The 12057-nt window shown below is 75.1% G+C and carries 9 protein-coding genes; 2 read left to right on the top strand and 7 right to left on the bottom strand.

Annotated features, from left to right (window positions below; genetic code table 11):
• Positions 1 to 41 precede the first annotated feature (41 nt).
• Complete coding sequence (locus SNR22_RS07775) at positions 42 to 422, top strand: DUF742 domain-containing protein (protein WP_320065796.1); 381 nt, start codon at positions 42 to 44, stop codon at positions 420 to 422.
• A gap of 1 nt (position 423) precedes the next feature.
• The gene (locus tag SNR22_RS07780) at positions 424 to 1017 is read left to right on the top strand and encodes an ATP/GTP-binding protein (RefSeq protein WP_320065797.1); all 594 of its coding nucleotides are present in this window, start codon (positions 424 to 426) and stop codon (positions 1015 to 1017) included.
• A gap of 110 nt (positions 1018 to 1127) precedes the next feature.
• Here the strand turns inward: SNR22_RS07780 and SNR22_RS07785 are convergent, their stop codons facing one another.
• From SNR22_RS07785 to SNR22_RS07815, 7 genes are all read right to left on the bottom strand, one after another.
• Positions 1128 to 2354 carry an ABC transporter substrate-binding protein gene (locus SNR22_RS07785; RefSeq protein ID WP_320065798.1) on the bottom strand — a complete coding sequence of 409 codons (1227 nt, stop codon included), beginning with the start codon at positions 2352 to 2354 and terminating at the stop codon, positions 1128 to 1130.
• Between the two features lie 215 nt (positions 2355 to 2569).
• Complete coding sequence (locus tag SNR22_RS07790) at positions 2570 to 5254, bottom strand: hypothetical protein (protein WP_320065799.1); 2685 nt, start codon at positions 5252 to 5254, stop codon at positions 2570 to 2572.
• A gap of 64 nt (positions 5255 to 5318) precedes the next feature.
• Complete coding sequence (locus SNR22_RS07795; RefSeq protein ID WP_320065800.1) at positions 5319 to 6335, bottom strand: DNA primase; 1017 nt, start codon at positions 6333 to 6335, stop codon at positions 5319 to 5321.
• Positions 6336 to 6578: 243 nt separating this feature from the next.
• On the bottom strand, positions 6579 to 8471 hold the full coding sequence (cydC, locus tag SNR22_RS07800) for a thiol reductant ABC exporter subunit CydC (protein ID WP_320065801.1): 1893 nt from the start codon (positions 8469 to 8471) through the stop codon (positions 6579 to 6581).
• Positions 8468 to 10147 (bottom strand): thiol reductant ABC exporter subunit CydD, encoded by a 1680-nt coding sequence (gene cydD / locus SNR22_RS07805; RefSeq protein WP_320065802.1) that lies wholly within the window; start codon positions 10145 to 10147, stop codon positions 8468 to 8470. Before cydD ends, cydC begins: the two co-directional genes overlap by 4 nt.
• 418 nt (positions 10148 to 10565) lie before the next feature.
• Positions 10566 to 11471: a M56 family metallopeptidase gene (locus SNR22_RS07810; protein ID WP_320065803.1), complete on the bottom strand. Its 906-nt coding sequence runs from the start codon at positions 11469 to 11471 to the stop codon at positions 10566 to 10568.
• A gap of 10 nt (positions 11472 to 11481) precedes the next feature.
• Positions 11482 to 11931: a BlaI/MecI/CopY family transcriptional regulator gene (locus tag SNR22_RS07815; RefSeq protein ID WP_320065804.1), complete on the bottom strand. Its 450-nt coding sequence runs from the start codon at positions 11929 to 11931 to the stop codon at positions 11482 to 11484.
• Positions 11932 to 12057 lie beyond the last annotated feature (126 nt).

The raw sequence follows: 12057 nt of genomic DNA on the forward strand, positions 1-12057 counted from the left end.
GGGCCCAGCCGGTGTGAGGGACGAGGGAGGTGAACGGCGACATGGTCGATCGTGACGAGCCAACCGGAGCGTTGGTCCGTCCGTACGCCGTGACCCGTGGTCGTACCCGCCCCCGGCTGGACATCGCCCTGGAAGCGCTCGTCGAGACGACGGTGCGCGGCCGTACCGCCGCTGCCACTGGCAACGGCGGCCAAGGCCGCGAGCACCAGTACATCGCCGCGCTGTGTGACGGACGTGTGCAGTCGCTCGCCGAGATCGCGGCGCGCTTGCAGCTTCCGCTCGGCGTGGCCAGGGTGCTCATCGCCGACATGGCGACCGACGGCCTGGTCGCGATCCACGAGCCGACCATCCTGGACGACTCCGACGACGCGGTGGGCACTGAACTGCTGGAGAGGGTGCTGAGTGGACTTCGCAGGCTCTGACATGTCGCACCGCCCGCCCGCACCGAGCGGCCGGGTGACATCGGCGAAGATTGTTATCGCCGGAGGGTTCGGCGTCGGCAAGACGACGCTTGTCGGCTCGGTCTCGGAGATCACGCCGCTGACCACCGAGGCCATCATGACCTCGGCCGGCGTGGGCGTCGACGACACCCGGCAGGTGCCGGGCAAGACGACGACCACGGTGGCGATGGACTTCGGTCGTATCTCGATCGACCGGGATCTGATCCTGTACCTGTTCGGTACCCCCGGCCAGACCCGGTTCTGGTTCATGTGGGACGAACTGGTTCGGGGTGCCATCGGGGCGGTGGTCCTGGTCGACACCCGGCGACTGGCCGACTGCTTCGCGGCCATCGACTTCTTCGAGCATCGGCGGCTGCCGTACCTGGTGGCCATCAACTGCTTCGACGGGATGCAGTACCACAACCCGCAGGACGTCCGGGACGCGCTGGCGATCTCGCACGACGTGCCGGTGGTGGCCTGCGACGCCCGGAACCGGGAGTCGACGAAGCACGTGCTGATCTCGCTGGTCGAGTACGTGCTGACCATGCGCCGCTCGCGCGCCGTCGCGCCGGCCTGAGTCGTCCGGGACGCGCCCGGTGACCGGCATACCGCCGGGTCATCGGGCGCTTTCGGCCGTCCCGGCCCGCCCGCCGGCCAACCCCCTTTGGACGGGGTCCGCCGGTCGGTTCAGGACACCCGGACCCAGCCGCCGTGGTCGACCCGGTAGATGCCGAGGGAGTTGCGGTCCATGCCGCCGTGCCGGATCGGCGCGAACGAGTACGCCCCAGCGATGCCCTCGATGATCTGGGTCTGGAGGTACGCGCGCAGGCGCCCCCGGTCCACGCTGGCCGCCCGCCGGGCCGCGTTGGCGAGCAGTTGGAGCGCGTCCGAGGCGTACGGGGCGAAGCCGCTGAACCCGCCGTGCCGCTGGATGTAGCGGTACACGAAGTCCCGTCGGGCCAGCGCCGCAGTGGTGGTGTTGGTGAGGGTGGACCCGCCGAGGCAGATCGGGTGCACCGCGTACGCGCCCTCCAGGGCGGTCGCGTTGGTGTCGTCGAGGGTGTCCTCGGCGACACCGCCCGCATCCAGGTAGAGCGGTCCGGCGTGCCCGGCCTGGCGCAGTGTCCGGGCCGCGGCACCGGTGTCGGGGGCGGTGCCCCAGATCACCACGGCGTCCGGCTTCGCCGCTGTCACCCGCTGGGCGGCCGGGAAGAAGCTCTCCTCGGTCCGGGGGAGCCGGACGATCGTGCCGGGCTTCAGGTCGACGGCCCGCAGGGCCGCTGACATCGTCCGTACGCCGGAGTTGCCATGCAGCCCGTCCGCCGCCAGCACCACCACCCGTTTCCGTCCCTGCGAGGCGATGAGGCGGGCCAGCCGACGGGCCACGTCGGCGGCGTCCGGGGTCAGCTTGTAGATGTACGTCCGCTGGGCCAGCGGCAGCACGATCCCGTCCCCGTGTGCCAGGGAGACGTACGGGGTCATGAGCTGCTGGGCGACGTCGACGATGGCGGCTGAGGTCTCGGCGAGGGTCCCGCCGAGCAGGGCGTGCACCCCATCCCGCCGGATCAGCTCGGTGACCTGCCGGGCGGCCAGCCGTGGGTCGCTGGCGTTGTCGCGGACCTCCAGCCGGACGGTCCGCCGCAGGTTGCCGACAGGCACACCGTCGGCGTTGAGCGACTCCAGGCTGATCCGCAGGGCCCGCTCCTGGAGCACCCCGAGGGCGGCGCCGGCGCCGGTCAGCTCCAGGCTTACCCCGAGCACCAGATCCTGACCGCCGAGCGTGGTGGCACCGCCGGTGGGGCCACCGTCCTCCGCCCCAGTCCGTCCGCAGGCGGTCAGCAGCAGGGTGCCGGCCGCTGCCGCGAGCACCTTCCGCCGGTCGAGTGTGGCCGGGCCGCTTGCCGGTGTCGCCATGTGCCAGTCGCCTTCCCACCCCGGCGGCACCTGCCGCCGGCCACTATCGCCGGGAATGTTCCCGGGCACCGCGACTCGGCGTCAACTTATTGGCGTGTGGGAAGGAACACGCAGGTGGGAGGCTGTTTTCGGGCATCGACGGCGGGGTGTGCGGTGCGGGCTGGGCCGGCCCGGTCCCGTCGTACGTGTGCCGATTCGGGACCGGGCGCGGTGGGTCAGGAACGGTAGCCGGCGGACCGGTACTCGAACTCCCGGTCGTCGTCGCGGTCCCCGGTGTCGCGGGTGAAGTCCCAGCCGCCGGCCGCCTCCCGGCCCGGACGCCCGCCGACCGCGAACCCGCCGATCTCCTGCCCGCGACGCCAGCCGCGGAAGTAGCCGGTGGTGTTCTCGGCCAGGCTGGCCGCGTTGCGGACGATCCGCAGCGGGCGCTCCTCGCGTAGCGGGGAGCCGGGGACCAGATTGGCCTGCGGCACCCGCTTCGGCAGGCCGGCCTTCGTCTCGGCGCCGACGGCGGGGCGGGCAGCTTGCTCGGCGGCCTGCCACCCGGTGTCGGCGGTGCTTGCCCAGTCCAGCTCGGACTCGTCGTCCTGGCCGACGAACCAGGCCGACCTGGCGGCCGCGAAGATCAGCAGATCGCCGTCGTCCTCGGCGGAGATCGGTGGGGTGCGCCTCTCCATCGGTGCGGCGCGGGGCGACTGGACCGGGGCCGGCCGCCGTTCCGTGACGGGCCGTTCGGGGAGGCGTTCCGTGACGGGCCGGTCGAGGCGGTGTTCCATGGCGGGTCGCTCGGGGAGCCGTTCCGTGACGGGCCGTTCGGGGAGCCGTTCCGTGACGGGCCGGTCGAGGCGGTGTTCCATGGCCGGTCGCTCGGGGAGCCGTTCCGTGACGGGCCGTTCGGGGAGCCGTTCCATGGCGGGCCGGTCGAGGCGGTGTTCCGTGACGGGCCGTTCGGGGAGCCGCTCCATAGCCGGTCGCTCGGGGAGGCGTTCCATGGCGGGCCGGTCGAGGCGGTGTTCCGTGACGGGCCGCTCGGGGAGCCGCTCCATGGCCGGCCGCTCGGGATGGGGCTGCGGAGCGGGCCGGTCGGCGCGAGAGGACTCCCCGCGGTCGACCAGCCGCAGCGGCGGCGTCTCCAGGTGCGCGTCACCGGTCGGGGCCGGCCCGTGGCGCAGCGCCCGGTCCGCCAGCGGCGGCGGCTCGACCAGCCGCAGCATCGGCGGCTCCTGGGGCAGGTCGTCGGCGAGCCAGGGCGGGGTGACGCGGCCCTCGGTCGGGACCAACGCCGTCGGCCCGTCGATCTGGCGCTGCCCCCGGTCGTCGAAGGCCCGGACGACCGGGTTGTCGGCGGCGCTGTCGGACAGATCCTCGGGGTTGTTGACCAGAGGCCAGTTCGCCCGGGAGCCCGGGGGGGCGGAATCCTGGCTGGGACGCGGGGTCGGCACCGGCACGCTCAGGTCGGTGGCGCTGAAGCCGCCGATGGGCGGCGCCGACTCGCCGGTGGTCTTGGGCCGGGGCGGGATGACGGTGCGTTGCCGCTCCGTGCGGGCGTGCTGGATCGCGGCGGTGGTCAGCGTGGGCCGGAACGGCTCGCCGGCCTCTGCCGGCGGCACCGAGCCGCGCTCACGCTGGAGGGGGGCCATCGGGGTGATCCCGGGCGGCGGCGGGGGCACCGGGCGGTTGGTCGGCCCGTCCACCCGGCGTGGCTCGCCGGTCGTCGGCAGGGCGGAGACGGCCGGGCTGGCCGGGCTGGCCGTCGCGGCCGGGACGACCGGGCGTGGGGCGACCGGCGGCGGCGCGATGGGCTCCGGCGCGACCGGCGGCGGGCCGAGCGGCCGGGGCATGGCCGGCAGGCTACTGCCGGGGACCGGCTCGGGCCGGCTACGTCGGCCGACCGGCTCGGGCTCGGTGGGCCGCAGCGCGCGCAGCCCGGTCCCGACACCGGCAAGGCCGGTCAGTTCCGCGACCGGCTCGCCCCGGTGGGAGGTGGCACGCCGGCCGGCTGCCGAGGCCGGAGCGGTGACCCGGGCACCGAGCGCGCTGACCAGCGCCTCGCAGCCCGCGTCGCAGGCCCGCACCGAGGCGACCGCCTGGCGGACGGTCTCCGCCACGGCGGAGGTGAGCGCCCGGCTGACCGCCGCGCGGCGCGGGGTCTCGGAGATGGCCACGCGTAGGGCGGTCACCGCGTCGTTGATCTCGTCGGCGTCGGCGACCCCGTCTGCAGCGAGGTGGGCGGCGATGGCGTCCGCCGCCACCGACACCTCCCGGCCCCGGGCGATCGTCCCGCCCAGCATGCCCGGCTCGGGCAGGGCGTCCAACACGGCCAGCGCGACCGGTTCGGCCGGGTCCGGGTACGCGCGCAGCGCGGCCGGGTAGAGCTCCCGCAGCACCTCGCGCAGCGCTGCGGCGGCGGAGTGCCGGCCGCTGGCGAGAGCGGCGTGCGCCGAGAGGACCTGCTTGTAGCCGGCGAGGTCCCGGGGGGGTGGCAGGGTGACCGCGGAGAGCGCCCCGGCCTGGAGGGCCCGGGCCAGCCCGACCGCCCGCCGCTCGACCGGCGGGGACTGCATCTCCTCCACCGAGTCGTCATCGGCGAACCGCTCGGCGAAGTCGTCCACCGAGTCGTCGTCGGCGATCGCCAGGGGACGCCCGGCGGCGCTGAGCAGCGAGGTGACCGTGTGGTCGTCGCTGTCGGCCGCGATCGCCGCCCCGCTCGGCCCGCCCGACCGCTCCACGAGCAGCACGACCAGCCGGGCGTACCCGGCCGGGTCGTCGTCGATCTCGCAGACATGGAGCAGCCGGCCTGCGTCGTCGACCACAGCGGACGTCAGCGTCGAACCGGCCGAGGCCGGTCTGTCGGCCGAATCCACCGAGGCCAGACCGCAGTACACGCGCACGAGCGCCACGGCGTCGTCCTCCTCCCGGGACTGAGGTCTTTCTCTGCCAGAGACTGATGCTCCCTGGAACGCGTCAGTCGCGCCAGTCCACGACCGCAGAGATCTTGCCGACAATGGTGCGCCAACCGAGACTGGCCGTCTGCGCCCCGACCTTCTTCAGCCGCCGACGCCCGAGGAAACCGCCCAGCCCGCCGTTGACCGTGGCCCGCAGCGCCTCATCCAGATTGTCCAGGCTGGAGCCGGCGGAGAGCATGTCGAGCACGGCGGGAAGGCGCAGCGCGTATGCGATGTCCCGGGCTGCCTCGCCGGCCTCGATGAGCAGGGGTGCGTCCCAGGTGTCGTGCCCGCCGCGCAGGTTCTCCACGACCAGGTCCAGCTCGTAGGTGTCCTCGTCGAGCGGGGCGATGTCGGCGGGGCTCAGCCGACCGGCCAGTTCGGTCCAACCGTCCAGCTGGGACATGTCGGTGGGCGCGCCAGACCGGACGAAGCTGACCAGGGACTCGGGCGTCTTGAACAGCAGCAGCTTGCCGCGGTGGCTGAGGAAGACCGGGACCTCCTCGTCGCCCGCCTCCTCGTCCTCGTCCTCGTCCTCGTCCTCGGCGTCCTTGGCGGTCTCGTCGTCGTCGGCGTCCGTGGAGGAGTCGTCGGCGTCCCGGCGTCGGGCCTTGCCGTCGGTGTCGTCCTCGTCGGCCTCGGCGAACTCGGCGGCCACCTCCTCGTCGAGGATCACGACCTCGTCGTCGTCGGATTCCGCCTCGGCCGCCTGGCGGCGGGCCAGGAAGGGGTCGTCGGTGTCGCGGTCGGTGACGTCGGTGGGGGTGAGCTCCCGCGCCGGCCGGTATGCTCGCAGCGTGTAGCCGGTGCCGGCGGGCAGCGCGATCTCCACCGGGTCGATCCGCACCTCGTCCCAGAGCGAACGGTCGGCGTCCTGCGCCGACGGCTGCTCGACCTCCTCCTCGACCTCATCGACGGTGCCGTCGGTGACCTCTTCGACGGTGCCGTCGGTCTCGTCGAGCTCAGGCTCGTCGGCGTCGGGCCGTTGGGGCGACTGGCGGGCCACGCTGACCTCCGGGTGCTTCGGGATACCCACCCGGCGGCGTCTCCGGCCGCCAAGTGACTCTGGGCACATACCCTAGTGGGCCGTCCCGGGGGGCCGGTGCCCGCACCCCGTCGGAGTCCGGCTCGTGGACAAGTGGCAACGGCCGAAAGCGCCCTACCGCCGGCCGGAGCGGACCCTTCGTCACCGACGCGTACGCCGTCGCCCGGAGACCGGGGAGCGAGCCGGCCACGGCCGGGGCCCGGCGAGGGCCGGGGAGATTCCTGAAGCTGGCGCCTACGAGCGGGGGATCAGCGCCAGGTAGCCGCGTTCCGCCGCCTCCTGGAGCAGCCACTGGTCCCGGTACCAACCTGGCGCGGCGATCAGCTCGGCGTGCCGGCCGCGCTGGACGACCCGGCCGGCGTCGAGCACCACGATCTCGTCGAGGTCGGCCAGCCCGCTGAGCCGGTGGCTGATCAACAGCACCGAGTGCCCGGCCGGGGTGGCGGCCAGCGCCGAGGCGAGCACCGCGTCGGCCGCGGCCGGGTCGAGGCCCTCGGTCGGCTCGTCGAGCACCAGCACCCCCGGCGCGGCGAGCAGCGCCCGGGCCAGCGCGAGGCGCTGCCGCTGGCCGCCGGAGAGCTGACCGCCCTCCTCGCCGACCACGGTTTCCCAGCCGGCTGGTTGGGCGTGTACCCAGTCCAGCAGGCCGGCGGCCCGGGTCGCGGCGGTCAGCTCCTCGGTGTCGGCGGTGGGCCGGCCGAGCAGCAGGTTCTCCCGGACCGTGGCGTGGAAGACGTATGCCTCGGCGAGTAGCCCGCCGACCGCGCGGGGCAGTTCCTCCGCCGGGTACGCCGCCGGCTCCACCCCGTCGAGGGTGACTCGGCCCTCCTCGGGCCGCGTCGTGCCGGTGAGGACGGCGGCGAGGGTGCTCTTGCCGGCACCGCTCGGGCCGACGACGGCGACCCGGCGGCCGGCCGGCAGGTCCAGGGTGAACCGATCCAGCGCCGCAGCTGCGCCCGCCCGGTACCGGACGGTCACCCCGTCGAAGCGCACGTCGTGTCTGGCGGCGACGGCCGGCCCGGTGGGCCCGTTCGCGGCCCCGGCGGGCGGGACCGCCCCGGCGGCGTCGGGGGCAGCGGTCACGTCGGCGGCAGCGGTGCTGTCGGCCTCCGGCGCGGTCAGCAGGGCGGCCACCCGGACCAGGCCGGCCCGGAGCTGGGTGCGTTGCCGGGCCGCGCCGACCAAGGTCAGCGCCACCTCGACGGCGGTCAGGGAGCCGACCGCCAGCACCCCGACCAGCACCCCGCCGACCCCGGCGTTCAGTGCGGTGACCACCACCCCCGCCGCGGTCGCCCCGGCGACCAGCACCCCGGCCGCGTCCACGGCGAACCCGGTCGCGGCGAGCCGCCGTTCCAGCCGGGCCAACCGTCGGGCCCGCCCCGCGGCGACGTCCAGCGCCTGCCCGGTCGCCCCGAACGCGGCCAGGTCGGCCGCGCCGTGGATGAGGTCCACCGCGTCCGTGGCGAGGGCGCCGCGCAGCGGGGCGACCTCGTCGGCGGCCCGGCGGGTCAGCGCGGTGGCGGCCAGCGGCAGCGCGACCCCGGCGACGAGCAGGCCCAGCGCCAGCACCCCGGCCGCCGGCAGCGACACGAGTGCCGCCCCGGCCACGGCCAGCACGCTGACCCCCGCGGCGGCGGCCCCGGGCACGAGCACCCGCAGGAGCAGGTCCTGGACCGCCTCCACGTCCGACACCAGCCGGCTCAGCGCGTCCCCGGTGCGCTGCCGGGTGGCGTCGCGCCGGGTCGCCAGGGCGGCGAACACCCGGGTCCGGACGTCGGTGATCATCCGTAGCACGGCGTCGTGGCCGGCCAGCCGCTCGGTGTAGCGCAACACGCCCCGGCCGATCGCCAGCGCCCGGACCGCGACGATCGCCACGGTGAGCCGGTCCAGCGGCGGCTGGCCGGCGGCGCTCATCAGCAGCCAGGTGGCGGTGGCCATCAGGGCCAACCCGGCGAACTCGGTGGCGGCCGCGAGCAGCCCCGCCCCGACGAGCCGCCCGAGGTATGGCCGGGCCAGCCGGAGCACGGCCCGCTCGGCGGCCCGGACGCTTCCGTCGTCCCCCGGCTCGACGGTGCGGGAGGCGTCGGTGGCCCGGGGGACGGCCCGCTCGGCGGGACTGTTGCTCATCGGGCCACCCTTGCGGCCGGCGCGGGGGTCAGCTCGGTGACCCGGCCGTCCTCGACCCGCAGGATCCGGTCGGCGTCCTCCAGCAGCGCCGGCCGGTGCGCCACCAGCAGGGCGGTCCGCCCGGCCACGAGCCGGCGGGTGGCGGTGAGCACCACGGCCTCGCTGGCGGTGTCCAGTCGCGCGGTGGGCTCGTCGAGAAGCACCACCGGGGCGTCCCGGAGGAACGCGCGGGCCAGCGCGACCCGCTGCCGCTGGCCGCTGGAGAGGCCGTGGCCACGCTCGCCGAGCACGGTGTCGAGCCCGTCGGGCAGGGCGGCGACCACCTCGTCCAGCGCGGCGGCGGAGACCGCGGCGGCGAGTGCGTCGTCGGGGGTGTCGGGCGCGCCGAGCCGGATGTTGTCGGCCAGCGTGGCGGCGAACAGGTGGGCCCGTTGGGGCACCCAGGAGAGCTGGCTCCGCCAGGCGTCGGGGTCGACGCCGGCGAGGTCGACTCCGCCCACGGTGACCCGGCCCCCCGTCGGGGCGACGAAGCCGAGCAGAAGGTTGAGCAGGGTGGTCTTGCCCGCGCCGCTGGGCCCGACGATGGCGATCCGCTCTCCGGGGCGGATGCTCAGCGTGACGTCCCGCAGCGCGACCGTCCGCTCGTACGCGACGGTCACGCCCTCGAACCGGATCTCGCCCCGCCCGTCGGGGGCCTGCGTCGACGGGGGCCCGCCGGCCTTCGACGGCTCCACGGCGGAGAGGGTGAGCGCCTCGTCCAGCGCGGTGAGCCCCTCCATGCTGGCGTGGAACCGGCTGCCGGCCGCCCGCAGCGGCAGGTACGCCTCCGGGGTGAGCAGCAGCACCAACAGCGCGGTGGAGAGAGTGAGCCCGCCGCCGAGCAGCCGGATACCCACCGGCACCGCGACCAGCGCCACCGACAGGGTGGCAACCAGCTCCAGCACCAGGGCGGAAAGGAACGCGATTCGCAGCGTCTTCATGGTGGCGGCGCGGTGCCCGTCGGCCATCCGACGCACCACCTCGACCTGGTCCCGGGCCCGGCCGAACGCGCGCAGGGTGGGCAGCCCGGCGACCATGTCGAGGAAGTGCCCGCCCAGTAGCGACAGCCGTCGCCACTGGCGTTCCGTGGCGGCCTGCGCCTGCCAGCCGAGCAGCGCGCCGAAGACGGGAATCAGCGGCAGGGTCAGCATGATGATCACCGCAGAGCCCCAGTCGGCGAAGACGACCCGGGCCAGCACGGCCACCGGCACCGTGACGCTGAGCACGAGCTGCGGAAGGTACCCGGTGAAGTACGCGTCCAGGGCGTCGAGCCCGCGCCCGGTCAGAGTGGCGAGCTGCCCGGCCCGCTGCCCGGCGACCCAGCCGGGCCCGTGGCGGCCGACGGCGGCGAGCAGGTCCTCCCGGAGGGCGGCCTTGACGGTCGCGGCGGCCCGCGCCGCCACCGTGCCCTGCGCCCAGGTGATCAGGGAACGCCCCGCCACGGCGGCGAGGAGACCGGCCAGCGCCGGCCGATTCAGCCGCCCGTCGATCGCGGTGGCCAGCAGCGTGGCCAGCGCGGTGGCCTGCCCCACGACCAGCAGCGCCGTCAGCCCGCCGAGAATCGCGAGCACGGCGAGGTCGCGCCGGGCCGCAGGGACCCGGCGCAGCAGACGTGGGTCGAAGGGACGGCGGTTCACCGGTTCACCGGTGCCCTACCGTCGGTCCGTCCTCGGAACACCCAGCAGCACATCACCTGAAAGCCTAGTAGGGCCGCCCTGACCAGCCCCGCCGGTGCCACCGAGGTGGCGGGAAAGACCGCACCGGCCGCCCTCGGGCGAGCGCCGTCCGGGCCGCCAACAGCATCGCGAAGAGCGCAAACGGCAGCAGTACGGCGAAGAGCGGACGCTGTGCCGCGGTGCGTACCCAGTCGGAGCGCAGCCCCGCGACGAAGGCCGGAGCGACCGTGGCGAGCGCCACCGCGACCAGCCGGCGGGCGGTGGTGACCGACGACGTCGGGCGCGGTTCGACGGCGTAGCGAAGATCCGACGGGCCGGGGGCGGGAACGCGAACCGGGGTGGGCTGTTGCGCCGCGGGTGTGCTCCCCGCGAGCCATGCTCAGCTCAGGAAGAGGGAGATCGGGAGCGCGACCAGCGTGGTCGCCACCGTCAGCGCGATGGCCCCGATCACCCGGGGCGGCCGGTTGGCGGCCAGCAGTCGCTGGACCCGCACGTCCAGATCCCGGTCGCCCACGCCGAGCGCGCCGGCCGGGGTGACCCGGTGGCCGGCTGCGGCGAACCGCCGCAACGCGCCCGCGAGGGGCACCTCGGCATGCAACTCCCGGGCCTTGTCGTCGGCGCGCATCTCGACCAGCAGCGCCACCCGCTCGTGCGCGTCACGCACCCAGCGGAACCAGGGCAGCGCCCGGCACAGCGCGGTGAACGGAAGCAGCACCAGGTCGTGCCGCTCCTGGGCGTGCGCCCGCTCGTGGGCGAGCACCGCCTCCAACTCGGCCCGGTCGAGCAGGCTGAGCGTCCCGACGCTGACCACCACCCGGGGCTTCACGCCCGGCAGGCAGTACGCCGCCGCGCTCGGGTGGTCCAGCACCAGCGCCCCGGGCACCTCGGGGTCACGGCGGGCGACCAGGGTGAGCAGGTCCCGGTGCCGACGCTGGGCCCGGACAGCCGCGTGGACGCTGCGCACCGTCGTGGTCAGCAGCACCGCCCCGATGCCGACCCCGACCCCGACCAGCCCGAGGTGGACCGCGCCCAGTCCGGCCGGCAGGGTGCCGTGGGCCAGATCGGTGCCGAGGGCGAGCAGCGCGCTCCCCGTGGACCGGTCGTACGTGACCACGCCGAGCGCCATGGGCAGGCCGATCGCGGAGAGGCCGAGCGCGAGCCCGACCGCCTGCCAGCAGACGATCGCCACCCGGGGGCTGCGCCACGTCCAGGTGGAGGCCGCGAGGGCCTGGGTGGCCAGGTAACAGGCCAGGACCGAGACGGCGAAGTGCACGGCGTACGCCATGGCGGTGGCCCTACCGGTCCGTCGCCTCGTCGGCCAGGGCGGGCTGCCCGGCCCGGTCCTCCGTACGCGGATCCTCGACCCGATCGGTCAGCGACCCGGCCGCCTCGGCGCCCAGGGCTGCGCGCAGCACGTCGGCCTCGGTTCCGGTGACCGAATGGGCGAAGCGCACCAGCGCGGCGTCCCGGCTGCCGCCGAGGTCCAGGGCGTCGAGCATGAGCCGGGCGATGTGCGCCTCGCGGCTGGCCGTCGCCCGGTACTGCCAGGCCCGCCCCTCCCGCTGGCGCTGCACCATGCCCTTACCGGCGAGCCGGTCCAGCACGGTCATCACCGTCGTGTACGCGAGTTCACGGCCGTGGAGCGCGTCGGCGACCTCACGCACGGTCACCCCGTCCGACGTGCTCGGAACGGTGTCCCACAACACGTCCATCACCGCACGTTCAAGATCCCCAAGCCGCGTCACCCACCAATCCTACCCCCCGTAGTAGACCCCCCACCCCACCCCGCCTCCCCGCCCCCACCCCCCCCGGAAGGACCCGCGCACTTTCGGAGAATGAGTGGCCATTCGATGAGGAATGGCCACTCATTC

It is taken from the genome of Micromonospora sp. RTGN7, from assembly GCF_033804645.1.
Taxonomy (GTDB): domain Bacteria; phylum Actinomycetota; class Actinomycetes; order Mycobacteriales; family Micromonosporaceae; genus Micromonospora.

What these genes read in the sequence shown, in the direction of transcription:
- cydC (WP_320065801.1), bottom strand. Translation starts at nt 8,471, where the DNA reads ATGAGCAACAGTCCCGCCGAGCGGGCCGTCCCCCGGGCCACCGACGCC.
- SNR22_RS07785 (WP_320065798.1), bottom strand. Translation starts at nt 2,354, where the DNA reads ATGGCGACACCGGCAAGCGGCCCGGCCACACTCGACCGGCGGAAGGTG.
- SNR22_RS07810 (WP_320065803.1), bottom strand. Translation starts at nt 11,471, where the DNA reads ATGGCGTACGCCGTGCACTTCGCCGTCTCGGTCCTGGCCTGTTACCTG.
- SNR22_RS07780 (WP_320065797.1), top strand. Translation starts at nt 424, where the DNA reads ATGTCGCACCGCCCGCCCGCACCGAGCGGCCGGGTGACATCGGCGAAG.
- SNR22_RS07775 (WP_320065796.1), top strand. Translation starts at nt 42, where the DNA reads ATGGTCGATCGTGACGAGCCAACCGGAGCGTTGGTCCGTCCGTACGCC.